The sequence below is a fragment of the Novosphingobium olei genome (assembly GCF_012927405.1).
Lineage (GTDB): Bacteria > Pseudomonadota > Alphaproteobacteria > Sphingomonadales > Sphingomonadaceae > Novosphingobium > Novosphingobium olei.
This window is the reverse complement of sequence record NZ_JABBGM010000009.1, coordinates 40,902-65,006: the sequence shown is the minus strand read 5'-3', so window position 1 is coordinate 65,006 and position 24,105 is coordinate 40,902. Positions and strand designations below refer to the sequence as shown.

Annotated in this window: 27 protein-coding genes; 14 read left to right on the top strand and 13 right to left on the bottom strand. The window is 66.3% G+C overall.

Going from position 1 to position 24,105, the window contains the following annotated elements:
- Positions 1 to 52: 52 nt before the first annotated feature.
- The gene (locus HHL27_RS16920; RefSeq protein ID WP_169494567.1) at positions 53 to 1,294 is read right to left on the bottom strand and encodes a TIGR04063 family PEP-CTERM/XrtA system glycosyltransferase; all 1,242 of its coding nucleotides are present in this window, start codon (positions 1,292 to 1,294) and stop codon (positions 53 to 55) included.
- A 90-nt stretch (positions 1,295 to 1,384) separates the two neighbouring features.
- Here HHL27_RS16920 and HHL27_RS16915 point away from each other — a divergent pair, with 90 nt between their 5' ends.
- The 3 genes from HHL27_RS16915 to HHL27_RS16905 all read left to right on the top strand — a co-directional run bounded on the left by HHL27_RS16915 (position 1,385) and on the right by HHL27_RS16905 (position 3,452).
- Positions 1,385 to 1,540 (top strand): hypothetical protein, encoded by a 156-nt coding sequence (locus tag HHL27_RS16915; protein ID WP_169494566.1) that lies wholly within the window; start codon positions 1,385 to 1,387, stop codon positions 1,538 to 1,540.
- Positions 1,541 to 1,547: 7 nt separating this feature from the next.
- Positions 1,548 to 2,909 (top strand): putative O-glycosylation ligase, exosortase A system-associated, encoded by a 1,362-nt coding sequence (locus tag HHL27_RS16910; RefSeq protein ID WP_169494565.1) that lies wholly within the window; start codon positions 1,548 to 1,550, stop codon positions 2,907 to 2,909.
- 81 nt (positions 2,910 to 2,990) lie between these two features.
- A complete protein-coding gene (locus HHL27_RS16905) occupies positions 2,991 to 3,452 on the top strand; it encodes a MaoC family dehydratase (protein ID WP_169494564.1) in 462 nt (153 codons plus the stop codon).
- A gap of 63 nt (positions 3,453 to 3,515) precedes the next feature.
- Here HHL27_RS16905 and HHL27_RS16900 read toward each other — a convergent pair whose 3' ends face one another.
- Positions 3,516 to 4,772, bottom strand: a complete 1,257-nt coding sequence (locus tag HHL27_RS16900; protein WP_338114934.1) for a polyhydroxyalkanoate depolymerase — start codon at positions 4,770 to 4,772, stop codon at positions 3,516 to 3,518.
- 160 nt (positions 4,773 to 4,932) lie between these two features.
- Between HHL27_RS16900 and HHL27_RS16895 the strand changes: the two genes are divergently transcribed.
- The 5 genes from HHL27_RS16895 (at position 4,933) to HHL27_RS16875 (ending at position 10,668) form a co-directional block, all read left to right on the top strand.
- A complete protein-coding gene (locus HHL27_RS16895; protein WP_169494562.1) occupies positions 4,933 to 6,723 on the top strand; it encodes an ABC transporter transmembrane domain-containing protein in 1,791 nt (596 codons plus the stop codon).
- A 133-nt stretch (positions 6,724 to 6,856) separates the two neighbouring features.
- A complete protein-coding gene (locus HHL27_RS16890; protein ID WP_169494561.1) occupies positions 6,857 to 9,028 on the top strand; it encodes a M13 family metallopeptidase in 2,172 nt (723 codons plus the stop codon).
- Between the two features lie 77 nt (positions 9,029 to 9,105).
- A complete protein-coding gene (locus tag HHL27_RS16885; RefSeq protein WP_169494560.1) occupies positions 9,106 to 9,921 on the top strand; it encodes an undecaprenyl-diphosphate phosphatase in 816 nt (271 codons plus the stop codon).
- A gap of 123 nt (positions 9,922 to 10,044) precedes the next feature.
- Positions 10,045 to 10,311, top strand: coding sequence for a GlsB/YeaQ/YmgE family stress response membrane protein (locus tag HHL27_RS16880; RefSeq protein WP_169494559.1), 267 nt, complete (start codon positions 10,045 to 10,047; stop codon positions 10,309 to 10,311).
- A 72-nt stretch (positions 10,312 to 10,383) separates the two neighbouring features.
- Positions 10,384 to 10,668 carry a hypothetical protein gene (locus HHL27_RS16875; protein WP_169494558.1) on the top strand — a complete coding sequence of 95 codons (285 nt, stop codon included), beginning with the start codon at positions 10,384 to 10,386 and terminating at the stop codon, positions 10,666 to 10,668.
- Positions 10,669 to 10,731: 63 nt separating this feature from the next.
- On the opposite strand, the gene phhA is transcribed toward HHL27_RS16875, so the two are convergent.
- Positions 10,732 to 11,631 carry a phenylalanine 4-monooxygenase gene (phhA, locus tag HHL27_RS16870; protein WP_240959948.1) on the bottom strand — a complete coding sequence of 300 codons (900 nt, stop codon included), beginning with the start codon at positions 11,629 to 11,631 and terminating at the stop codon, positions 10,732 to 10,734.
- A gap of 154 nt (positions 11,632 to 11,785) precedes the next feature.
- On the opposite strand from phhA, the gene ppk2 reads away from it, so the two are divergent.
- The 5 genes from ppk2 (at position 11,786) to ribA (ending at position 15,758) form a co-directional block, all read left to right on the top strand.
- On the top strand, positions 11,786 to 12,565 hold the full coding sequence (gene ppk2, locus HHL27_RS16865; protein WP_169494556.1) for a polyphosphate kinase 2: 780 nt from the start codon (positions 11,786 to 11,788) through the stop codon (positions 12,563 to 12,565).
- A gap of 85 nt (positions 12,566 to 12,650) precedes the next feature.
- On the top strand, positions 12,651 to 12,818 hold the full coding sequence (gene rpmG, locus HHL27_RS16860; protein ID WP_011446825.1) for a 50S ribosomal protein L33: 168 nt from the start codon (positions 12,651 to 12,653) through the stop codon (positions 12,816 to 12,818).
- Between the two features lie 132 nt (positions 12,819 to 12,950).
- On the top strand, positions 12,951 to 13,607 hold the full coding sequence (locus HHL27_RS16855; protein ID WP_169494555.1) for a LolA family protein: 657 nt from the start codon (positions 12,951 to 12,953) through the stop codon (positions 13,605 to 13,607).
- Between the two features lie 295 nt (positions 13,608 to 13,902).
- The gene (locus HHL27_RS16850; protein ID WP_169494554.1) at positions 13,903 to 14,694 is read left to right on the top strand and encodes an exodeoxyribonuclease III; all 792 of its coding nucleotides are present in this window, start codon (positions 13,903 to 13,905) and stop codon (positions 14,692 to 14,694) included.
- On the top strand, positions 14,691 to 15,758 hold the full coding sequence (gene ribA, locus HHL27_RS16845) for a GTP cyclohydrolase II (protein WP_169494553.1): 1,068 nt from the start codon (positions 14,691 to 14,693) through the stop codon (positions 15,756 to 15,758). Before HHL27_RS16850 ends, ribA begins: the two co-directional genes overlap by 4 nt.
- A 39-nt stretch (positions 15,759 to 15,797) precedes the next feature.
- Here ribA and HHL27_RS16840 read toward each other — a convergent pair whose 3' ends face one another.
- From HHL27_RS16840 to HHL27_RS16795, 10 genes are all read right to left on the bottom strand, one after another.
- The gene (locus tag HHL27_RS16840) at positions 15,798 to 16,097 is read right to left on the bottom strand and encodes a hypothetical protein (protein WP_169494552.1); all 300 of its coding nucleotides are present in this window, start codon (positions 16,095 to 16,097) and stop codon (positions 15,798 to 15,800) included.
- Positions 16,098 to 16,157: 60 nt separating this feature from the next.
- Entirely contained in the window at positions 16,158 to 16,493 is a 336-nt protein-coding gene (locus tag HHL27_RS16835; protein WP_169494551.1) for a hypothetical protein, read from the bottom strand.
- A 40-nt stretch (positions 16,494 to 16,533) separates the two neighbouring features.
- Positions 16,534 to 17,523: a right-handed parallel beta-helix repeat-containing protein gene (locus tag HHL27_RS16830; protein WP_240959932.1), complete on the bottom strand. Its 990-nt coding sequence runs from the start codon at positions 17,521 to 17,523 to the stop codon at positions 16,534 to 16,536.
- A gap of 111 nt (positions 17,524 to 17,634) precedes the next feature.
- The gene (locus HHL27_RS16825) at positions 17,635 to 18,255 is read right to left on the bottom strand and encodes a MarC family protein (RefSeq protein ID WP_169494550.1); all 621 of its coding nucleotides are present in this window, start codon (positions 18,253 to 18,255) and stop codon (positions 17,635 to 17,637) included.
- A gap of 4 nt (positions 18,256 to 18,259) precedes the next feature.
- Positions 18,260 to 19,051 carry a hypothetical protein gene (locus HHL27_RS16820; protein ID WP_169494549.1) on the bottom strand — a complete coding sequence of 264 codons (792 nt, stop codon included), beginning with the start codon at positions 19,049 to 19,051 and terminating at the stop codon, positions 18,260 to 18,262.
- Between the two features lie 71 nt (positions 19,052 to 19,122).
- Positions 19,123 to 20,016 (bottom strand): bifunctional methylenetetrahydrofolate dehydrogenase/methenyltetrahydrofolate cyclohydrolase FolD, encoded by an 894-nt coding sequence (gene folD, locus HHL27_RS16815; RefSeq protein ID WP_169494548.1) that lies wholly within the window; start codon positions 20,014 to 20,016, stop codon positions 19,123 to 19,125.
- A gap of 16 nt (positions 20,017 to 20,032) precedes the next feature.
- Complete coding sequence (locus HHL27_RS16810) at positions 20,033 to 20,326, bottom strand: YggT family protein (RefSeq protein ID WP_169494547.1); 294 nt, start codon at positions 20,324 to 20,326, stop codon at positions 20,033 to 20,035.
- 113 nt (positions 20,327 to 20,439) lie between these two features.
- The gene (locus HHL27_RS16805) at positions 20,440 to 21,060 is read right to left on the bottom strand and encodes a hypothetical protein (RefSeq protein ID WP_169494546.1); all 621 of its coding nucleotides are present in this window, start codon (positions 21,058 to 21,060) and stop codon (positions 20,440 to 20,442) included.
- Complete coding sequence (gene argB, locus HHL27_RS16800) at positions 21,057 to 21,977, bottom strand: acetylglutamate kinase (protein ID WP_169494545.1); 921 nt, start codon at positions 21,975 to 21,977, stop codon at positions 21,057 to 21,059. The genes HHL27_RS16805 and argB overlap by 4 nt, the downstream gene beginning before the upstream one ends.
- Before the next feature lie 52 nt (positions 21,978 to 22,029).
- The gene (locus tag HHL27_RS16795) at positions 22,030 to 22,737 is read right to left on the bottom strand and encodes a queuosine precursor transporter (RefSeq protein ID WP_169494544.1); all 708 of its coding nucleotides are present in this window, start codon (positions 22,735 to 22,737) and stop codon (positions 22,030 to 22,032) included.
- A 96-nt stretch (positions 22,738 to 22,833) separates the two neighbouring features.
- Between HHL27_RS16795 and HHL27_RS16790 the strand changes: the two genes are divergently transcribed.
- Positions 22,834 to 24,105, top strand: a complete 1,272-nt coding sequence (locus HHL27_RS16790; RefSeq protein WP_169494543.1) for a NupC/NupG family nucleoside CNT transporter — start codon at positions 22,834 to 22,836, stop codon at positions 24,103 to 24,105.

Genomic DNA, 24,105 nt, shown 5'->3' with positions numbered 1-24,105 from the left:
ATGTCCTGACGTCTCAACTCTGGATCGATTCGCGTGCGGCCGGATGGTGTCCTCAGGCGGACAATCCTGCAGCATCAGGCGTCTGGCCTAAAGCGTTTTGGTAAACGCGATGATAACGCGCCACGTTGGAACTCCAGTCGTGATCCTTGCGGACGAACGCGCGCGCCGTCTCGCGCCGGGCCGGCCAGATGTCGCGCCGCCCCAGCAGATCGATCAGCGCGGCCGCCAGCGCCTGCGGATCATCGGGCGCAAACAGCGTGCCAGTGACATCGTGCGCGATCAGTTCGCGGTGCCCGCCGACGTCGCTTGCGGCGACAAGCTTGCCCTGCGCCATCGCTTCCAGCGGCTTGAGAGGGGTTACCAGTTCGGTAAGGCGCATCGCCTTGCGCGGATAGCAGACCACGTCGACGAGCGCGTAGTAGCGCTCGACTTCGTGGTGGGGTACGCGATCGACGAAGCGGATGGCATGGGCGGCGCTCGATGCCGCAGCCTGTGCGCGAACCGCGGCCGCCGCCGGTCCGCCGCCGACCAACAGCAATCGCGCGGCGGGCAGCGCGGAAACGATGGCGGGCATGGCCGCCACCAGATCGTCGAGCCCCTCGTAGGGGTAGAAGCTGCCGAGAAAGCCGATCACCGGCCCCTCGCCCAGTCCCAGTTGTTCTGCCAGCGCGGGATCGCGCGGCGGGGGATCGCCGAACAGTTCGAGATCGACTCCGTTGGGCATGATCGACAGCTTGCCCGGCGCCACGCCGCGCGTGATCAGGTCGGCGCGCAGTCCTTCGCAGATCGTCACCACGGCGTCGGCGCGCGCGATCGCGCGATTCTCCAGCGCCCGCGTGAGGCGATATTTCGCCGACCCTTCGCGCCCCGTCAGGTTGCCGACGGCAGCATCCTCCCAGAACGCGCGGATTTCGTAGACCAGCGGAATGCCGAGGCGCCGCGCGGCCTGCGCGGCGGCGAGACCGCACAGCGCCGGCGAATGCGCATGGAGCACGTCCGGCCGGAAACCCTGCGCCACTTCGACGATCCGGGCTTCGAGCGCGCGCACCTCTCCCCATTCGCGCAGCAGCGGCAGTCCTTGCGGAAGGCCGGCCGTGCGGTGGAAACGGATGCCGTCGGCCGCTTCCACCGCGTCTGGCTGCGCCGCGCGCGTCTCGACATTGTGGCGTTGCCCGGTTACCCCTTCGACCTCGAACCCCAGGCGCTGCTGCGCCTTCAGGATCGCACGGGTGCGGAAGGTGTACCCGCTGTGCAGCGGCAGGCTGTGGTCGAGGACGTGGAGCACGCGGGTCATGCAGGATCCGATGCCAAGAAAAGCCTTAATAGGCCGTCAACCTCGTCGGCTTATGCGCAATCAGGCAACCAAGCCACAAGGGCCGAGACGATGATCGACATTTTCACGGTCCTGCTGCCCCACGCCCTGATGGCGCTGGCGGTATGGCGCCTGCTTCACCGCGATGACTTGGACGAAGACCCGGCATTGCCGCGCCAGACCATCGCATGGCGGCGTTCGCACCGGCCGGGCAAGAGCGAGCGCTGAGCGGGCGGTGCTCAACCTCTTCCTCACCGCGTTCGTCACCGCGTTCCTGCTCGCAGGGGTGCGCCGCCCGTTCCTGTTCGTGCTGGCCTACGCCTACATCGACATCGTGGCGCCGCAGAAGGTGACCTGGGGCTTCCTGCAAAGCGTCCCCGTATCGCTGATCGCGTTCTGCTGTGCCTTCGGTGCGTGGATGGTTGCCGAGGACAAGAACGGCATCCGCCTGTCACCGCGCCAGTTCGTGCTGTTGCTGCTGCTGATCTATTGCGGGCTCACCACGCGCACCGCCGACTTCCCGGTCGAGGCCGCCGAAAAGTGGGGCTGGGTGTGGAAGGCGCTGATCTTCGCGCTGTTCCTGCCGCTGACGCTGCGGACGCGCTTGCGGATCGAGGCGCTGGCGCTGGTCATGGTGCTGTCGGTGTCGGTGATCGTGATCGGCGGCGGCATCAAGACGCTCGCCTCGGGCGGCGGCTATGGCGAACTGAAGCTGCTGGTGAACGACAATACCGGCCTTTACGAAGGCTCGATCATTTCCACCGTGGCCATCTGCGTGATCCCGCTCGCGATCTGGCTGGCGCGGCACGGGACGATCTTCAGGCCCAACTGGATGGTCTGGGCCTATGCCATCGGCCTGTGCTTTGCCTGCGTGTTGATGCCCGTGGGAACGCAGGCGCGCACCGGCCTTGTCTGCTTCGGCGTGCTGCTGGTGATGATGCTGCGGAGCACCAAGCGGCGGCTGCTCTACGTCTCTCTGCTGGGTGCCGGCGCGATGATCGCGCTTCCGCTGCTGCCGTCGAGCTTCAACGAGCGGATGAGCACGATCAAGAACCACAAGGCGGACCAGTCGGCATCGACGCGCGTGGCGGTGTGGCAGTGGACGATCGAGTTCGCCAAGGATCACCCGTTCGGCGGCGGCTTCGATGCCTTCCGCCAGAACACGGTGTCCTACGATACCGAAAAGGCCGACTACGCCGGCGACAACAACGCGGTGATCGAGACCGAGCGGATCGAGGAACGCGGCCGCGCCTATCATTCCAGCTATTTCGAGATGCTGGGCGAACAGGGCTATCCGGGCTTGGCGCTGTGGCTGCTGCTGCACGTGATGGGCGTGATCCACATGGAGATCATCCGCCGCCAGTACGCCAAGAACCCGCCCGAAGGCTTCGCGTGGGTCACGCCGCTGGCCGATGCGCTGCAGCAGGCGCAGATCGTCTACCTTGTCGGCGGCGCCTTCGTCGGCATCGCGTTCCAGCCATTCTGCTACATGCTGGTGGGGCTGCAATGCGGCCTTTCGGCCTATATCGGCCGGATCCGCCGCTCGGCCCCATCGCCCTTCCGCTCGGCGCGCAAGCCGGAAATCGCCGCAACTTAACCAAGCAATTAAGCAAGGGCTTGCCCACGCTGCGCCGACCCGCCATTGTCGTCCGCAAACCAGAATTGATGGGAGAGCGAGATGACCAGGTTCATTCCGGCCGCAGAGATCAAGGGCCTTGTCGGGCAAGTGGTCGGCAGCTCCAGCTGGGTCGAAGTGACGCAGGAGCGGATCAACCAGTTCGCCGAAGCGACCGGTGACTTCCAGTTCATCCACATCGATCCGGAACGCGCAAAGGACACTCCCTTCGACGGCACGATCGCGCACGGCTTCCTGACACTGTCGCTGATCCCGCTGCTGACGATGGAAAGCGATTGCCCGCGCCCGGAGGGCGTGAAGATGGGCGTCAACTATGGTGGCAACAAGACGCGCTTCCTCTCCCCCGTCCGTTCGGGCAAGCGAATCCGCGGCGTCTTCAAGCTGCTGGAGCTGGACGAGAAGCGCCCCGGCCAGTGGCAGCAGACAATGGAAATCACGGTCGAGATCGAAGGGCAGGACAAGCCCGCCCTGATCTGCGAGTGGATCACCCAGTTCTTCGTTTGAGGCGATGCCAGCCGGGGCCGGCATCTGGCTCAACAGCGGGTCGCCACATCGGCGACCTGCCCGTCAGGCGACGACGGTCAGCTTGCGCGCCTTGGCCTTCTTTTCGAACTTGCCGATCCATTCGTCGACCACCGGCGCGATGCGGCTGCGCCAACGGGTGCCGTTGAAGATGCCGTAGTGCCCGACTTCGGGCGCGAGGTGATACTGCTTCATCGCCTCGGGCAGGTTGGGCGTGACCTTCAGCGCGGCCTTTGTCTGGCCGATGCCCGAAATGTCGTCCTTTTCGCCTTCGATGCACAGGATGGCGGTATCCTTGATCGCGCCGAGATCGACAGGCGTGCCGCGGTGAACAAACTCGCCCTTGGGCAGCAGGTGCTGCTGGAACACCACGTCGACCGTCTGGAGATAGAACTCGGCGGGAAGATCGCAGACGGCGCGGTACTCGTCGTAGAACGCCTTGGTCGCCTCGGCGCTTTCATCGGCGCCTTGCACCATGTGCTGGAACAGCTTGTAGTGGCTCATCATGTGGCTGCCGAGGTTCATCGACATGAAGCTGGTGAGCTGGACGAAGCCCGGATAGACGCGGCGCCCCTCGCCCGGGTAGTTGCTAGGCACTTCGGTGATGACGTTGTGCTTGAACCAGACGTAAGGCTTGGTGATCGCGTGATCGTTGACCGCGGTCGGGCTTTCACGCGTATCGATCGGGCCGCCCATCATCGTCAGCGTGACCGGGCGACAGGGATGCTCGGCTGCCGCCATGACAGCGGTTGCCGCGAACATCGGCACCGACGGCTGGCAAACGGCCATCGCATGCGCGCCAGGGCCGATGTGTTCGAGGAATTCGATCAGGTAGTCGATGTAGTCGTCGAGATCGAAGCTGCCGTCGGCCAGTGGCACGAACTTCGCATCGGCCCAATCGGTGATGTAGACCACGCAACGTTCGAGCATGCGCTCGACCGTGCCACGGAGCAGCGTGGCGAAGTGCCCGCTCATCGGCGCCACGATCAGCAGGCGGGGCGCATCGGCGGGCAGCCCGGCGTGGGTGAACTTCTTGAGCTTGCCGAACGGCTTCTGCAGTTCGGTGGATTCGCTGACGGCATGGATCCCGCCATCGACCTGAATGGTCTTGATCCCGAACGCGGGCTTGCCGCGCGGGGCGGTGGCATGGGCGAACACGTCCAGCGCGGATGCCATCATCTGCGTGGCGCCAAGGCCGGCAAACGGCGAGCGCGGATCGTTGAGCACGTCGGCAGTCATCGACGCCCAGGCGCTGCCTGCGTTGAGCAGCGAGCGCTGGATTTCATAGGCCTTGTAGAGCACCTGCGGCACCTTTCGTCTTCCGCCCTGCGGGGCGGACGGGATTCGATTGCCGCATAAATGCGCCCTTTTCGCGCATTGTGCAATGCAGCAGAAAGATGGGGGAGCCGGCTGCCTCTCGGTTCCCCTTTCCGCAGCGCACCGCATCGGCTAGTCGAGCGCGATGGACGAGGTTTTCCCTAGCGAACCGCAGGCGCCCGCGCGGCGCAGCCTGACTCCGTTGCGCATGGTGTGGCGCCAGGCGCTCAACTACCCGACGCAGGTCCTGCTCGCGCTGGCCGCGCTGCTGGTCACCTCGGGATCGACTATCGCCATCCCGGCAAGCTTCAAGGCGATCATCGACAGGGCCTTCGGCCCCGGTGCCAATGCGGCGACGATCAACAGTTCGTTCCGGCTGCTGATGCTGATCGTGGTCATGCTGGGGATCGGTACCGCCGTGCGCTTCTACTTCGTATCGTGGATCGGCGAGCGGGTGGTCGCGGACCTGCGGCTCAACGTCCAGAAGAACCTGCTGCGCCTGCCGCCGTCATTCTTCGAAACGAACAGCCCCAAGGAAATCTCGTCGCGGATGACATCGGACACCGCGATCATTGAACAGATCGTCGGCACCAGCGTGTCGGTCGCGCTGCGCAATATCCTGACCGCGATCGGCGGGGTGATCTACCTCTTCGCACTTGCACCGGGCCTGACCGCCGGCCTTTTGGTGGGCATTCCGGTTGTGATCGGGCCGATCGTGTTCTTCGGCGCGCGCCTGCGCAAGGCCTCGCGATCGAGCCAGGACCGCGTGGCGGACATCGGCGTGATGATTTCCGAAGTGCTGGGTGCCATGCGCGTGGTCCAGGCCTTTGGCCAGGAAGCGCGTGAAGCGCAGCGCTTCAGCGGCGCGGTCGAGCGCACCTTCGGCGCCGCGCAGCGGCGGATCCGCATCCGCGCGGTGATGACCGCCATCGTGATCTTCATGATCTTCGGCGCGCTGACGACGCTGATGTGGCGCGGCGCGCTTGCCGTCGCTGCGGGCCAGATCAGCGGCGGCACCATTGCCGCCTTCGTGCTGACCGGCGGGATCGTTGCCGGGGCGTTCGGCGCACTCACCGAAGTCTACGGCGACCTCGTGCGCGGGGCGGGCGCTGCGAGCCGTCTCAACGAACTGCTGCTCGAACAGCCCGACATCGCGCCGCCGGCACGCCCGATCACCCTGCCGCAGCCACCGCGCGGCCAGATCGCGTTCCAGAACGTGAGCTTCCGCTATCCCAGCCGGCCCGAGGTCTCGGCGCTCGAGGATTTCTCGCTGACCGTCGAACCGGGCGAGACCGTCGCCATCGTCGGGCCTTCCGGCGCCGGCAAATCGACCCTGTTTCAGCTCGCCGAGCGGTTCTACGATCCGCAGGGCGGCACGGTGCGCATCGATGGCGTGCCGCTGGCGCAGGCCGATCCTGCCGAAATCCGCGCCCGCATCGCGCTGGTGCCGCAGGAAGGCGTGCTGTTTGCCGCCTCGGCGCGCGACAACCTGCGCTATGGCAACTGGAATGCCAGCGACGACGAGATCTGGCGCGCGGCGCGCGATGCGAACGCCGAGGATTTCCTGCGCGCCTTGCCCGAGGGGCTCGACACGTTCCTTGGTGAAGACGGCGCGCGCCTGTCCGGCGGCCAGCGCCAGCGCATCGCCATCGCCCGCGCGCTTTTGCGCGACGCGCCGATCCTGCTGCTGGACGAGGCCACCAGCGCGCTGGATGCCGAAAGCGAGCGTTTGGTCCAGCAGGCGCTCGAACGCCTGATGCGCGAACGCACGACGCTGGTCATCGCCCACCGCTTCGCCACGGTGCGCCAAGCCGATCGGATCATCGTGATGGACCAGGGTCGGATCGCCGAACAGGGCACGCACGCCAGCCTGTCCGCTCTCGACGGCCTTTATGCTCGGCTGGCGCGGCTGCAGTTCGAAGGCGCGGACGCCTGATCGACCAACGGCATACACCGGCCGATCAACGACAGGGGGCGGTGGCCTTGCCTTTCAAGCAGGGGCTGTTCACTGCCTAGCAAGGCGTTAAGGACGATCCGGTCGCAGATGTAACCGGATGGAACGCATTCAGATGCCAAGGCAAACCGCATTTCTCGTCGCCGCGTCGGCGCTTTCGCTTTTCGCCCCCGCCCTCCATGCCCAACCCACGGCCGCCCCGGCTGCCAGTGCGACGGCTACTCCGCCCGCGCCGATGACGGCGCCGCTGATGAGCCGGGATTTCCCGGGGGCTGGTATCCAGCTGCAATACGTCGACAAGAGCGTGAAGCCGGGCGACGACTTCAACGCCTATGTGAACGGCAAGTGGCAGAACGCCTTCGTGATGCCGGCGGACAAGACGCGTTACGGCTCGTTCAACGTGCTCGACGATCTTTCGCAGGAACGGCTCAAGGGCATTCTTGACGAGTTGGTCGCGAAGAAGCCAGACCCGGCGACGCCCGAAGGCAAGATCGCTGCGGCCTATTCGGCCTATCTCGACACTGCCGCGATCGATGCCGCCGGCCTCGCGCCGGCCAGGCCCTGGCTGGACAAGATCGCTGCTGCAAAGACGCCCGACGATCTCGCCAAACTGTTCGCGCAGCCCGGCCTTGCCTCGCCGATCAGCTTCAGCGTGACGGCCGACGAGAAGGACAGCGATCACTACATCCTCTACCTCGGCACCGGCAGCCTGGGCCTGCCGGACCGCGACTTCTACCTTGTCGACAATCCGCGCAACCTGGTCGTGCGACAGAAGTACATGGAATGGCTGCGCTTCGCGCTGGGCCAGGCGGGCTATGCCGATCCGGCCAAGACGGCCGACGCGGTCTATGCGCTCGAAAAAAAGATGGCGCTCGCCCACTGGGATCGCGCGCTTTCGCGCAATCCTTCGCTGACCTACACCAAGCTGTCTCGCGCCGACTTCGCCAAGGCGCTGCCGGGCCTGCCGGTTGACGCCATGCTCACCGAGATGGGACTCGACAAGGCGCAGGCCGCGGTCGTCGCCCAGATGCCGCCTTCGGCTGAAAAGCTCGCCGCCGCCAAGTACACGCCCGAAATGGCTGCCAAGCTGGGCGGCGGCGTTCCGGCGCTGGCCGAACTGGTCCGCAGCGAGCCGGTCGACGTGTGGAAGGCCTGGCTCGATACCCAGTTCTTCTCCTCCTACGCCGGGGTGCTGCCCAAGCCGATCGACGATGCCCGCTTCGCCTTCTACGGCACGGTGCTGGCCGGGCAGAAGGTACAGCTGCCGCGCTGGAAGCGTGCCATCCGCGCGGTTGAAGGTCAGGTCGGCGAACAGCTCGGCAAGCTCTACGCCGAACGCTACTTCCCGCCCGAGAACAAGGTCGCGATGGACCAGCTCGTTGCCAACTTGCGCAAGGCGATGGCGGCCAACCTGGTCGATCTCAAGTGGATGGGCCCCGACACGCGCAAGGAAGCCCAAGCCAAGCTCGATGCCTTTACCCCCAAGATCGGCATGCCGGCCAAGTACAAGGACTATGCCGGGCTGACGCTGTCGGGCGCGACGCCGCTCGCCAACGTGATCGCCGCGCAGGACTGGGAAAGCCGTTTCGAGGCGGCGCGCCTGGGCCAGGAAGTCGATCGCAGCGAGTGGGGCATGCTGCCCGAAACGATCAACGCCTATTACAACCCCACCTACAACGAGATCGTGTTCCCGGCCGCGATCCTGCAGCCGCCGTTCTTCAACCTCCACGCCGATCCCGCGGTCAACTACGGCGCGATCGGGGCGGTGATCGGGCACGAAATGGGCCACGGTTTCGACGACCAGGGCGCGGCCTATGATGGCAAGGGCAACATGCGCGACTGGTGGACCGACAAGGACCGCGCCGCGTTCGAGGCGCTGACCGCGCGCCTTGGCAAGCAGTACGATGCCTACTGCCCGTTCGACGAGAAGAGCCCCGGCGGCAAAGCCTGCGTTAACGGCCAGCTCACCATGGGCGAGAACATCGGCGACCTTGGCGGCCTGTCGGTCGCCTATCGCGCCTACAAGCTATCGCTCGGCGGCAAGCCCGCCCCGGTGATCGACGGGCTGACCGGCGACCAGCGCTTCTTCATGGCCTTCGCGCAGGTGTGGCGTCAGGCGATCCGCGACGAAACCGCGCGCCAGTACTTGGTGGTCGATCCGCACTCGCCGGCGCAGTACCGGATCAACGGCATCGTCCGGAACTTCGACGAATGGTACAAGGCCTTTGGCGTCAAGCCGGGCGACAAGCTGTACCTGCCGCCCGCCGAGCGCGTGCGCATCTGGTAAGGTGAAAGAAATTTAAGGGCGGCGGCCTGCGCTGCCGCCCTTGACACCTTGCTGCACTGCGGCAACTCCATGCCGCCATGGACAGCACCACCATCACCGCGGTTCTTCTCGGCATCGTCGAGGGCCTCACCGAGTTCCTGCCCGTCTCGTCGACCGGCCACCTGATCCTCGCGACCGAGCTGTTCGGATATGACGCGGCGCAATGGGCGCTGTTCAACGTGGTGATCCAGCTGGGCGCGATCCTGGCCGTGGTGGTGCAGTACTGGCGCACGTTCTGGGCCGTGGCCATGGGCCTTGTCCGGCTGGAGCCCCTGTCCCTGCGCTTCGTGCGCAACCTGCTTGCCGCGTTCATGCCGGCAGCGGTGATCGGCCTGATCTTCAAGCACCAGATCGAAGGCCTGCTCGGCAGCCCGCTTGTGGTCTGCGGCGCGCTGATCGTCGGCGGCATCGGCATCCTGATCGTCGAGCGCTTTGCCAAGGGCGGCGAGCCTTCGGGTATCGGCCAGCTGCCCTTGCGCCAGGCGATCGGCGTCGGTTTCGTTCAGTGCCTTGCCATGATCCCGGGCATGAGCCGTTCGGGCGCGACGATCATGGGCGCGCTCGCCATGGGCATCGAGCGCCGCACGGCGGCCGAGTTCTCGTTCTTCCTTGCCATCCCGACGATGCTGGGCGCGAGCACGATCGAGCTGCTGGGCCAGCGTCACGCGCTTGCCGCCAGCACCACCGGCGTTGGCTGGAACGAGATCGCGATCGGCGCCTTCGTGTCATTCGTCGTCGCACTGGGCGTGATCAAGCTGTTCGTCGCCTATGTCAGCCGCAAGGGGTTCACGCCATTTGCCTGGTACCGCATCTTGGTGGGTCTCGCCGCAGGTGCCTGGCTGCTCAACGCCTGAGTCCCGCCCAAGTAGACTTCAAGTAGCGACAAGCATCAATCACAACGGTTCGTCGCACCTTCGGAACCAAAGGCCGTCATCCCGGTTTTGCGGGAAAGACAGCATTTCGAAGGGATTATCACCATGGGCCTTATCATTCTTCTCGTCGTCGGCGGCATCCTCGGCTGGCTGGCCAGCATCGTCATGCGCACTGATGCGCAGCAGGGCATCTTCCTGAACATCGTCGTCGGCATTGTCGGCGCGCTGCTCGGCGGCTTCCTGCTTGCGCCGCTGATCGGTGGCGGTTCGATCACCGACGGCATCTCGGCCGGTAGCCTGATCGTTTCGTTCCTCGGCGCCGTGATCCTGCTCGCGATTGTCAACCTCGTCCGTCGCGGCGCGGTTCGCTGAGCCACCACTCCTGATCAACCACAAAAGGGCGGCCCTGAAGTGGCCGCCCTTCTTCAAGAAGGGGACAATGCCATGAAGAGCTTCATCAAGGGCGCGATGATCGCGTCGGTTGCCGCGATGGGCCTCAGCCTCGCCGCCTGCGATTCCAAGCAGGAAAACGCCGCAGAGGACAAGGCCGACGCCGTGCGCGAATCGGCTGACGCCACTGCCGATGCGATCGACGCGCAGGCTGATGCGACCACCGGCGCTGCCGAGGACGCGCTCGAGAACAAGGCCGACGCCGTCCGCAACGCGGGCGAAAAGAAGGCCGACAAGATGGAAGACCAGGCCGACAAGATGGACAAGACCCCGGGCTGATCCCGGGACAACTGTCTTTCGGCAAGCAGGCGGCGTCCGGGCAACCGGGCGCCGTTTTCGCGTTCAGACCGGACGCGCGCCCGACGCTCTCCCGCCGCGCAGGTGATATTCGAGCGTGCCGCGCGTGTGGACGTTGTCGATATCGATCACCGCCGTATTGGCATAGGTAAAGCCCGGGCCCAGTCCGCGATACAGCCGGTCGAAGTCGCGCTCGACGGTCTGGTGATACAGATCGGCAAGGCTTTCGATCACGAAATAGGTCGGCTGCAGATCGTCGATCACGTAATCAGTGCGCATCACGCGATCGACGTTGAGGTAGATGCGGTTGGGCGACTGAGCCTCGAGCGCGAAGACCACCTCGCTGGGGCCCGAAAGAATGCCCGCTCCATAGGCGCGAAGCCCGCCCGCTTCTTCCACCAGGCCGAATTCGACCGTGTACCAGTAGAGCGCGCCGAGCGCCTTCAGCCGGTTATGGCGCATCGCCTTCCACCCGGCGCGGCCGTAGGCCTGCATGTAGTCTGCAAAGGTCGGATCGGTCAGCATGGGCACGTGGCCGAACACGTCGTGGAACACGTCCGGCTCTTCGATGTAGTCGAAATTTTCGCGGCTGCGGATGAAGTTGCCCGCCGGAAAGCGACGGTTGGCAAGGTGCCAGAAGAACACGTGGTCGGGAATCAGCATCGGCACCGGCACCACGCTCCATCCGGTGAGCGCGCCCAGTTCCGCGGACAGGCGGCCGAAATCGGGCACGCCGCCGCGACCGAGGTCGAGCTTGTCCAAGCCGGCCATGAACGCGCTCGCCGCGCGTCCGGGCAGGACCTTCATCTGCCGCGCAAACAGATCGTCCCACACCGCGTTCTCGTCTGCGCCATAGGCATGCTGCGCAGGCTCGATCCAGTCCGCGGCGACATGGGCGGGCCGCTTGAGCGGCGCGGTGAACACATCGGGCGAAGGATCGGGCAACTGCGTGAAGCCCGCGTGGCGGCCAGCATCGTTGCCAGCTTCAGGGCCAGCATGGCGGGCGGAGTCGATGGCATCCAAACCGGTTTCCATCGCAACTTTTTACACCGGAACGCGATTGGTGCAAACAGGGCTTCCCGTATCACGAAGGGCTGCCATGACCGAACTGAAGCGCAAGGACTATGAGGACGTTCTCGAAAACCTTCAGGAGGAACTGTCCGCCATGGCGCGCTGGGCGCAAGGGACGGGCGCGCGGATTGCGATCCTGCTGGAAGGGCGCGATACCGCGGGCAAGACCGGCGTGATCAACGCGCTGTCGGCCAAGCTCAATCCACGGCAGGTGCGCACCGTCGCGCTCGCCAAGCCGACCGAGCGCGAACAGGGGCAATGGTATTTCCAGCGCTACGTTCCCCACCTGCCCGCCGCGGGCGAGATCGTGCTGTTCGACCGTTCCTGGTACAACCGCGCCGGGGTCGAGCGCGTGATGGGGTACGCAAGCGAGGAGCAGGTGCGCGCATTCCTGTCGCAGGCCCCGGTTTTCGAGAAGCTGCTGACCGAGGACGGCCTGCTGCTGTTCAAGTACTGGCTCTGCTGCGACCAGGAAGAGCAGGAGGAGCGCTTTGCCGAGCGGCGCGACGATCCGATGAAGCGCTGGAAGCTCTCCCCGGTCGACCTGGAAGCGCGCAAGCACTACGACGACTATACCAAGGCGCGCGAAGCGATGCTGGCGGCGACGCACACGCCCCATGCGCCGTGGACGCTGGTGGACTTCAACGACCAGCGGCGCGGCCGCCTGACGTTGATCCGCGACCTGCTGGATCGCCTGCCCGACACGCAGCTACCGATACAGCCGCTGGAGCTTGCGCCGCTGGAGGAGGCGCCAAGCAAGGAACGGTTCGGCCTGATCGAGCCGCTTTGCCCCTATCCCGCCCCTTGACTTTCCCCCGATTCTCCCCCAACGCCCGCGCCCTGTGAAGGCGGCGTGGCGACGCGCCGCCGCTTTCGTTTCAGGATTTCGAGCAATGGCAAAGCCCACCACCGTCAAGATCCGTCTGGTCTCGACCGCCGACACCGGCTTCTTCTACGTGACCAAGAAGAACCCGCGCAACACGACCGAGAAGATGACCTTCCGCAAGTACGACCCGGTCGTGCGCAAGCACGTCGAGTTCAAGGAAGCCAAGATCAAGTAAGGCGCGCCGGGGACAGCCGACTGCGCATTCACTGCGCGCGCGCCCCGCACCTTTCCCGCACGCCCCGGGGTCCACTGTTCAGGAACCTTGGGGTTAAGGGGGAGTTCAACGCCGGCACTGCAAGGAGCGGCGATGAACACGATCCTGAAATCCTTTCGCACGCTGGCGTTCGCCGGCACGGCCCTGGCCCTTTCGGCCACGGGCCTTTCTGCGTTGTCCACCCCTGCGCTGGCGCAAGCCGCGCGTAGCCCGCAGATCGACCAGGCGGTCGGCGCCTTGCGCGCGATTGGCACGATGCGTGCCGACTTCGTCCAGACCGACCGCGGCGGCCAGAGCATTTCGGGCACGATGACGCTCAAGCGTCCCGGCCGCATCCGCTTCCAGTACCAGAAGGGCGTGCCGTTCCTGATCGTGTCGGACGGCAGCGCGCTTACCATGATCGACTACGAGGTTCGGCAGGTGCAACGCTGGCCGATCCGCAACAGCCCGCTGGGCGCCCTGCTCGATCCGAACAAGGACGTGGCCCGGTTCGCCACGCTCAACCCCACGTCGCACCCCGATGTGCTGAGCGTGACGGTGAAGGACCCCAAGCATCCCGAATACGGCACGATCACGCTGGTGATGACCCGCAATGCGGGTGCGCCGGGCGGATGGCAGCTCGATTCGTGGATCGCGCTCGATTCACAGGCCAAGCGCACCACCGTGCGCCTGTCGAACCAGCAGTACGGCATCGCCGTGCCGGACAGCACTTTCCGCTGGAACGATCCCCGCCCGCAAGTTCGCCACTGATTCCGGCGATTCGTCGCCATCCCGGGTTGGGTTGCCGCTGATCTGCGACAACTTGCGAATTTCCTGACGTTTACGTTCATCCCCCAGCAAGCGGGGCCCGCCTAGAAGGGTCCTCGACAAGACGGTCGAGGCGGGTTTCCCCCCTGTTGCCTGGCCTCCATCCAGCCGCTTGTCACCGCGTGACGAACGCACATGGAACCCTCGTCCCAATGCCCCCGGGACGAGGGTTTTCCTTTTGGGGCGCGATACCGTTCCGATTTGACGCGCGCCGAGCATCCCCCCTAAAGCCGCGCGCATGATCTCCATCGCCACTTGGAACATCAATTCGGTCCGCCTTCGCGCCGATCAGGTCGAACGCTTCCTGACTCAGGAAGCGCCCGACGTCCTCTGCCTGCAGGAAATCAAGACCGCCGAATCGCTCTTCCCCCACGATGTGTTCGAAAGGCTCGGCTACACGCATCGCGCGGTGCACGGGCAGAAGGGCTACCACGGCGTCGCCACGGTCAGCCGCATCCCCTTTCGCGAGATCGGCCGGCACGACTGGCAGGACAATGGCGAGGCGCGCCACGTCGGCGTAGAGCTGATCGGGCCGGGCCAGGGCCTGATCCTCGAGAATGTCTACATCCCGGCGGGCGGCGACATCCCGGACCGCACGGTGAATGCCAAGTTCGGGCAGAAGCTCGATTTCCTCGAACGCATGACCCGCTGGGCGGACAAGCTCGACAAGCCGACGCTGATCGTCGGCGATTTCAACATCGCGCCGCTGGAAAGCGACGTCTACGACCACAAGGCGCTGCTCAAGGTCGTCAGCCACACTCCGCTGGAGGTAGAGACGTTGCAGCGCTTCGCCGATGCGCACGGCTGGGTCGATCTCGGCCGCAAGCATATCCCGGCGCCGGAGCGAAACTATTCGTGGTGGTCGTACCGTTCGTACTGGCGGCAGAAGGACCAGGGCCGGCGGCTGGACCACATGTGGGCCTCGCCGGACGTGGCGGCACAGTCGCTTTCGCACCGCTTCGTCGAGGAGACGCGCCGCTGGGACCAGCCTTCGGACCACGTGCCACTGGTGACGGAGCTGTCGCTTTGAACGAGGCGCGCGCCGTTGCCCGCGCGCTGGATGCGCTGCGCCACGGCTGGGCCATCCGCGTCCACGGCGATGGCGGCGCGCTCGATCTGCTGCCGGCCGAGACGGGATTTGCGCAACCCGGGCTTTACGCGGCACGGCTGCTGATCTCCGCCGCGCGCGCGGCGACGCTCAAGCTCGCCAACCAGCGTGACGCGGCCGTGCCCGAAGCACCGGTGATCATCCACGGCGCGGAACCCTTCAGCCTCAACACCGCGCGGGCGCTTGCCGATCCGGCGCGCGATCTGGCCAACCCCTTGCGCGGCCCCTTCCGTGCCGAGGCCATAGAGGCCCGCGAGGCCGCCGTCGCGGCGATGGAAATGGCGCGGCTTGCCGGCATCCTGCCCGCATTCCTACTTTCCAGCGGCGCGGAAATCGCGGCGGAAGTGTCCGCGTCCGATCTTGCCGGGTTCAAGGATCCGCTCAACCTTACCATCCAGGCTCGGGCACGGCTTCCGGTCGATGCCTGCGAAGAAGCACAGATCGTCGCCTTCCGCGCGCGTGACGACTTGCGCGAACACGTGGCGCTGGTGATCGGCGAACAGCGCGGCGATCGCGCGCCGCTGGTTCGGCTGCACAGCGAATGCCTGACCGGAGACATCCTTGGCAGCCTGAAGTGCGACTGCGGCCCGCAGCTCGATGCAGCGCTGCGCGCGATGGCCGCCGAAGCGCGCGACAACGAAGGCTGGGGCGTGCTGCTCTACCTGCGGCAGGAAGGGCGCGGGATCGGTCTGATCAACAAGCTGCGCGCCTATGAGCTGCAGGACCAGGGCTTCGACACGGTCGACGCCAACGAGCGGCTGGGCCTGCCGAGCGAAGCGCGCGACTTCCCGGTCGCGGCGCGCATGCTGGAACTGCTCGGCGTGGAGCGCGTCCGGCTGATGACCAACAACCCGGCCAAGGTGGCAGCCCTGCAGGCCGTCGGCGTCGACGTGATCGAGCGCGTGGCGCACCAGTTGCCCGCCAATCCCCATAACGCGCGCTATCTCGCGACCAAGCGCGACCGGACCGGCCACATCCTGAAGTGAGGGAGAGGCGCTAGGAAAGCGCCCCTCCCCAAGGCCCGCTCAGAACGCGCGGAACAGCATCAGTCCGCACAGCACGATCATCGCGCTGGCAAAGGCCAGGCCCTTGCCCAGGTCAGCCAGCGTGAAGCGGTCGACATGCTGCTGGCGGAACAGGCGATAGCCGCGCGCGATGTCCGGGTTGCTGGCAACCATTCCGATGTCCAGCGAGCTTGCCTCCTTGCGGAACCAGTTCACCAGCAGCGTGTGTTCCGTGGGGGTGACATCGGGGTAAGCGGCCAGCAACGCCTCGACATGGGCGCGCCGGGCAAGCGCGATCGCGCTCGAATTCAGTTCGTTCATCGGTCTCGTATCCTGAAAGACGTCCATGGGGCACCCCGCGAAGGGTGCAGTCGGGATCGTTCAGGGGCGAGGCGGTGCGCGGGGTTCGAGCCTTTGCGGAAAGGCTGGATCAAGACGCGGGGGCGCGGTCTGCCGGGGCTTGGGACGCCAGGTCGCGACGAGCATGAGAGAAAGCGGAATCACCAGTGCCGCGACAGTCGGCAGGGGCGCCGGCAACGGGGCTACGGCAGCCTCTGCCACCCGCCGCGCAGGCGCTACCGCAACCTCGACCGTGTCGGCACTGAAAGCAGAGCCCGACCGCAGCGACAGGCCACCACCCATCGGCGCCAGCGCCTGCAGCGCAACGACGAGGACCAGCAGAATGGCCCACAGGCGGAAGGGACGGCGACGGGTCACACGGTCAATCTAGGCACGATGCCGCAAAAGGCCAAGCCGATCAGCGCTTTTCGAAGGGCTTAAGGCCCGGCCCCAGCGTATTTGCGCCAAGCTTGGTGGCATCGCCGGTCCAGTCTGCGAAAAACACAGTGTTGCGATCTACACCGGGGGCGAGGCGCGCGACGTTGTCCTTGATCGTCAGCCCGGCGGCGGAATGGTTATGCCCTTCGGCGCCGTTGGCGATGAAGGCGCTGTAGTTTTCCTTGTCCTTGCCCTGCACGAACCAGTTGCCGGTAATGAGGCCGGTCGCGCCGACCGACAGGTCGATCATGTAGTTGGTCGTCTTGCCCCGGCTGTCGTCGAAGCTCGAATCGACCACCTCGATCCGCGCCGCATGGCTCTTGACGTAGTGGCCCCCGCGGCCCTCCTCGAAGCGGCTGCGGCGGATCACGACATTGCCGTAATTGGCGAAATAGACCGAGTGCGCGCACGACAGGCCCCGGTCGCAGCGGCCAAGGCGCGAAAACGTGGACTTTTCGATCAGCACGGTGCCCGTGGGGTCCTCGGCGGAGAGAATGCCCTCCTCGCTGTCGCGGAACCAGGCCTGCCGCACGGTAAGGTTGCCGTGTTCGAGCCGGATGCCCGCGCCATTGCCTTCGGGCACGCGCAGGTTCTGGAAGGTTACGCCTTCCACGCGCATCGAACGCCCGCGCATGACCAGCGCCGCCTTGCCTTCGCAGGTCTGCCCGTCGAAGGCGACCTTGCCCGGGACTTCGGCGATGTACGCAACGTCGCCGGTGGTCTGCACCGCGCAATCCCGCCAGGCGCCCGGCGCGATCGAGATGGTGCCCGACCCTTCGCCGACGGCATTGACCGCCTGCTGCAGCGTTCCAAAGCGCTGGCCGCTTTCGACGAGGGTGTAGGGCGTCATCCCGGCCTGCGCGAAGACCGCGCCCGCCGGGATCGCCAGAAGCATGGCGACACCAAGGAGCATCAGCTGCACGCGCGCGGCGCGGTGGCGGCTCATCCGGGATTCGATCTGGCTCAGCATGGCAAGTATCCGGTGCATTGCCCCGGGGTATCGCCAAATGGTCGAACCGTCATCCCGGTTCCCGCGCCCGACCGCGCGCTGCACCGTTACGGGACAACCTGCCGGCGTGGCTCAGAACTGGGCCTGGATGCCGTCGATCACGAATTGCGCTGCAAGCGCTGCCAGCAGAACGCCCAGCAGGCGCGTCACCACCGCCTCCACCTGCGCGCCGAGCACGCGGATGATCGGGCGCGCGGCCACCAGCGCCAGGAAGCTCAGCACCATGACCAGCGCCAGCGCGGCGAGGATCACGCCGGTTTCCTCGATGCCCTTGGCGCGCGCGGTCAGCAGCATGACCGAGGCGATGGAGCCGGGCCCGGCCAGCATCGGCATGGCCATCGGAAACACCGACACGTCCTCGACATGGGGCTGGGCGGTGCGCACCTTTTCGGCCCGCTCCTCACGGCGTTCGGTGCGCTTTTCGAACACCATGTCGAGCGCGATCAGGAATAGCATGATGCCGCCCGCGATGCGGAAGCTGTCGAGCTCGATATGCAGCGCGCCGAGCAGATCCTCTCCAAACAACGCGAACACGAGCAGGATGCCCGTGGCGATCAGGCAGGCGCGCAGGGCCATCGAGAACGCCTGGCGCGCGCTCGCATTGGCGGTGAGCCCGGCGTAGATCGGGGCGCAGCCGGGTGGATCGATCACCACGAACAGCGTGACGAAGGCCGAGACGAACAGCTGGAGCATCGCGTCAGCCCGCCGCCTTGGCCGCATCGGCATGGGTCTGGATGACCGGCGTCATCGCCCCATCCTTCCACAACCACACGGTAAAGTCGCGCGCGCCGTCCGGCAGCACGACGGACCGCCAGGCGAGCGTACCATCGCGCGACCGGCCGTCCTTGGCATCCGCGCCAGCAGCCGCCGACAGCGCGGGGATCGGGCCGGCCAGCGGCGGCAGGGGCACATCCTTGCCATCGCCCGGCGGCGGGCGCTTGCCGCGCGGCGGACCCTCGCCACCGGGGATGGCGCCGGCGCCCGGCGGAGCAGACCGCGCGGGGCAGTCGGCAATGCGGCCTTCAAGGAAATCGGGCGCCTCAACCGGCTTTGCGGTGGCGCTGCCCTGATCAAGCGCCCACTTGTAATCGCCCTTCTTCTGCTGCTGCCAGATGGTGGTGTACCAGCCACTGGCGGTGTTCGACTGCCACGCGCCGCGCGTCACCCCCGCGCTGCCGTCGCAGCTGATCCAGGCGCCGTGCGGCTGCCACTTGAGCGCGGCACCATCGTCGTTGCGCTTGAGCCATTCGGCGACAGGAACGCGCTGCGGCCCGAACATCTCGGCCTCCTTGGTCGCAGTCTCTGCGAAGGCCTTCGCCTTGCCCTTGTCCTGCGCAAGGCGCGAAAAGGCGATGTCCGCCGCGATCAGCGCGCTCGGATTGGCAAGCGGCCGCATCATCCCGCGCGGAGGGCGCTGCGCATCGGCGGGACCGGCAACGGCAAGGACGAGCAGGAGGGCCGGAATGGCGAGCGGGATCAGGCGCTTCATGGCCTGGAACCTAACCGAAAGGAACCGCGCTGCCCACCCCTGCTTCGCCGGCGCCAGCGCCCTTCTGCGGCTCAGATCGCGTCGGCGGCGAGTTCGATGCCTTCGTGGCGATAGGCCGCGACGAGCGCGTTGCGCAGCAGGACGGCGATGGTCATCGGCCCCACGCCGCCCGGCACCGGCGTGATCGCGCCGGCGACTTCGGCAACGCCGTGATAATCGACATCGCCGACCAGGCGGGTCTTGCCTTCCTCGGCCGCTGGAACGCGGTTGATGCCGACGTCGATTACGGTGGCGCCGGGCTTGATCCAGTCAGCCTTCACCATCTCGGGCCGGCCCACCGCCGCCACGACAATATCGGCGCGGCGCACAACGCTGGACAGGTCCTTGGTCCGGCTGTGCGCGATCGTCACCGTGCAGCTTTCGGCGAGCAGCAGCTGCGCCATCGGCTTGCCGACGATGTTCGAACGGCCGATGACCACGGCATCGAGCCCGGAGAGATCGCCCAGCTTGTCCTTGAGCAGCATCAGGCAGCCGAGCGGCGTGCACGGCACGTAGCCGGGCTGGCCCACCGCAAGGCGCCCGGCGTTGATCACGTGGAAGCCGTCGACATCCTTGTCCGGCGCGATCGCCGCGATCACCTTCTGCTCGTCGATGTGCGGCGGCAGCGGCAGCTGCACGAGAATGCCATCGACCGCGGCATCGGCATTGAGCTGTTCGACGAGCGCCAGCAGGTCGGCCTCGGCGGTGTCTGCCGGCAGCTTGTGCTCGAAGCTCGCCATGCCGGCCTCGAGCGCGCTCTTGCCCTTGGAACGGACATAGACCTGGCTTGCGGGATCCTCGCCCACCAGCACCACGGCGAGGCCTGCCTTGCGGCCGGCCTTCTGCTCGAACGCACGGGCAAGCTCGCCGACGCGGGCGCGCAGGGTGGCCGCAAAAGCCTTTCCGTCGATGACGGCAGCGGTCATGGATTTCGTTCCTGTATCAGTAGCCCGACGCGGCGATGCCACGGAGCAGGATCGACAGCAGGTTCAGCAGGACGATCAGCACCATCGGCGAAAAGTCGATCTGCCCGGTATCGGGCATCATGCGGCGGATGGGGGCGAGCAGCGGTTCTAGAATGGCGTTGAGCGCCTTCCAGATCGCCGCAACCGCGTTGTTCTGCATGTTGACGACATTGAAGGCGATCAGCAGGCCGAGCACGAACTGCACGATCACCACCATGCTGACGATGTTGACCAGATAATCGATCATCTGGACGAGAGTGTAGAGCAGCATGCGCAAGGCGTCCTTTCACGCAGGGCGAATGCCGCGCCCCTTAGAGCATTTTCGCACGTCGTGGAAACACCCGCCCTTTGGGAAAATACGGATGAGCTGAAATTCGGAAGCGCTCAGGGCGCCAGCGTGGTGCTTTCGATGTGCCAGCGCAGCTGTTCCTCGCTCGCCCCGTCGACATCGTTGACCCGGCGCAGCACGACATTGCCGCGCACGGTGCGGGGTCCGTCGATGATCCGCACGGGCGCGGTGTAGTAGAGCGATCCGGCCGCGCCTTCCTGCTCGCCCTTGCCGATCGTCACGCGCGGATCGAGCAAGCTGGCCCACTTGGCCGCGAAGGCCTTGTCGGAAAGGCCGCTGCCCTTGCCGTAATCGCCCCAGTAGGCGCGCGCCGTCGCCCAGTCGCGCGTCTCGACGGCCTTGGCCCAGGCCGAAAGCACTTCGGCCGGATCGCGCGAGGCCGAAGGCTGCCCCGGGGCGGCGATCTCGGCGGTGGGCGTGGCCGAAGGGACGGGCGCGGCCGCGTCGGCGGCGCTTGCCGGCATTGTCGGCGGGGCCGCCATGCTCGCCGCGATGTCAGGCGCATCGGTCGGCGACGGTTCGTGCACCGGGCGATCGCAGCCCGACAGGTTGATGGCGAGCGCGGACGCGAGGACGGCGGCTAGGGTTGCGCGGATCATGCGCCAGCGACGAGCAGCGCCGGGATTGGTTCCCGCCTGCCGCCGCGCCGCGATCACGCGCGGATCAGCGTGCCCGCGCCGCGCGAGGTGAAGATTTCGAGCAGCATCGCGTGCGGCACCCGGCCATCGAGCACCACGGCGGCTTCGCAGCCTGCTTCCACCGCGTGGACGCAGGTTTCCAGCTTGGGGATCATGCCGCCTTGGATCGTGCCGTCTTCGGCCAGCATGGCAATGTCGGCCGGGCTGAGGTCGGTGAGCAGATTCTTGTCCTTGTCGAGCACGCCGGGAACGTCGGTCAGCAGGAACAGGCGCGATGCCCCCAGCGCGGCGGCAATCGCGCCGGCCATCGTGTCGGCGTTGATGTTGTAGGTTTCGCCATCCGGGCCAACGCCGATCGGCGCGATCACCGGGATCATGCCCGCCGCGCAAACGGTGTCGATCACCGTGGTGTCGATCCGGTCCGGTTCGCCCACGAAGCCCAGGTCGACGACGAGTGGCTCGCCTTCTTCTTCGATCGCCTTGGGCGCCTTGGACTGGACCTTGCGCGCCAGCACCATGCCGCCGTCCTTGCCCGAAATGCCGATCGCCTTGCCGCCGGCCCGGCTGATCCAGCTGACCAGTTCCTTGTTGATCGCGCCGGCCAGGACCATCTCGGCCACTTCGGCGGTCTGCTTGTCGGTCACGCGCAGGCCGTTGACGAACTGCGATTCGATGCCGAGTGCCTTGAGCATCCGGCCGATCTGCGGCCCGCCACCGTGCACCACCACCGGATTGATGCCGCAGGCCTTCAGCAGGACGATGTCCTGCGCGAAGTCCTCGGCAAGCTCGGGATCGCCCATCGCGTGGCCGCCGTACTTCACCACGAAGGTGCGCCCGGCGTATCGCTGCAGGTAGGGCAGCGCTTCGATAAGCGTTTCCGCCTTGTCGAGCATGGACTGGCGATAGGCGTCGGTCTGGTCGATGTTCGTGGCCATAATGGCCCGCGCCCTTACGCCCTCTGCGGCGAAATCAAAGCGGAATCGTGATTCAGGATGCGCGGTCGAGCCGTCGGGCAAGGCGGACGAACAGCCAGATCAGCGGTGGCACCATCACCGTGGAAAGCACCAGCTTGGCGATGATCTGCCCCTCCATCATCGCCCCCAGTGGCAGCGGCTGGCCCGAGGCATCCGCCACGCCCCAGAACGAGATGGTGATGAAGATCAGCGTGTCGACGACCTGGCTCAACATGCTGGCGATCCAGGCGCGCACCATCAGCAGGTTCCCCTGCCCGCCGGCCAGCCGGGAAAAGACATAGACGTTGAGCGTCTGCGACGTTCCATAGGAGATGAGGCCCGCGAACTGCATCCGCGCGCCCTGCCCGAGCAGCCGGGCAAACGCGTCCTGATCGCTCCAGAACGGCGCCGGCGGAACGACGCGGATGACGAACGTCAGCAGGCACATCGACAGGATCAGCGGCACGAAGCCGAAGCGCACTAGCCGGTTGGCGGTATCCTGTCCGAACAGTTCGGCAACCGCGCTCGCCAGCACCACCAGCAGCAGGAACGCGAAGATACCCGATTCAACCGCGAGGTCTCCCAGCAGCGGCCAGTGGCCGAGCGAGGCGATCTTGGTGCCAAGCACGCCCGCCAGCACGACGAGCCCGCCGTAGAGCAGCGCGAACGCGAAAAGCGAGCGGGGCACGCCCGAAGCAACAGCGGGCGAAGCGGCAGCGAGGCCTGAAACGTTGTCCTTCATCGCTGCCCGATACCCATGTTTTGACCCTCTGCCAAATCCCGTTTAGGACCGGGTGAAACCAGTTTCCCTTTTTGCTTCGGAGCTTCCGTTCCGCCGATGCGCGTGATCCTCAGCCTCGCCGGGATGGTCCTCATCCTGCTCATCGCCGTTGTCCTGTCCTCCAACCGCCGCGCCATCCGGCTGCGGGTGGTGGCGCCCGCCTTTGCCCTGCAGGCAGGGCTTGCCGCGCTGGTGCTCTATTTCCCGCCGGGCAATGCCGCGTTGCAGGGTGCGGCGCACGGCGTCGAAAGCCTGCTCGGCTTCGCCCGCGCCGGGGTGCAGTTCCTGTTCGGCCCGCTCGCCGCGCCCGAAATCGGCGGTCACAGCTTCGCCATCTCGGCACTGCCGACGATCGTGTTCTTCGCGGCGCTGATCTCGATCCTCTACTACATCGGCGTGATGCAGCTGGTGATCCGCTGGATCGGCGGCGCGCTGGAGAAGATCACCGGGATCAGCAAGGTCGAAGCGCTGTGCGCGGCCTCGAACATCTTTGTCGGGCAAAGCGAAGCGCCGCTGGTGATCCGGCCCTATCTGGCAGGACTCGCCCCTTCGCAGCTGTTCTGCGTGATGACCGTGGGCATGGCCGGCGTCGCCGGAACGATCCTTGCCGCCTATGCCGCAATGGGCATCCGCATCGACTACCTCGTCGCGGCGGCCTTCATGTCCGCGCCGGGCGGCGTGCTGATGGCCAAGATCGTCATGCCCGACGAACCGCCCGCCCCCGCCGCCATCGCCGATGGCGACCTGCCCGATCCCCACCCGCTCGCCCCGCAAGCCCTTCCCGGCGCGGTCGAGCCCGAGGAAGAGCGCCCCGCCAACATCATCATGGCCGCCAGCCAGGGCGCGCAGACCGGCGTGCGGCTGGCCGTGGCGGTGGGCGCAATGGTGCTCGCCTTCGTCGCGCTGGTCGCGCTTGCCAACGGCATGTTCGGCTGGATCGGCGGCTGGTTCGGTCATCCGGAACTCTCGTTCCAGCAGGTGCTCGGCTATGTCTTCGCGCCGGTGTTCCTGCTGCTCGGCGCGCCCGACTGGTCGCAAGCGATGCAGGCGGGCGGCCTGTTCGGCAGCAAGCTGGTGCTCAACGAATTCGTCGCCTTCATCGATCTCGGCAATGCGCAAGGGCTGTCGCCGCATACCGTCGCCATCGTCACGTTCGCGCTGTGCGGCTTTGCCAACTTCAGCTCGATAGCGATCCAGATGGCGGTGACCGGCGGCCTTGCGCCGAACCAGCGCCCGGTGATCGCCCGCCTCGGCATGCGTGCGCTGATCGCGGGCGCGCTGTCCAACCTGATGAGCGCCGCGCTCGCCGGGATATTCCTCAGCGTCTAG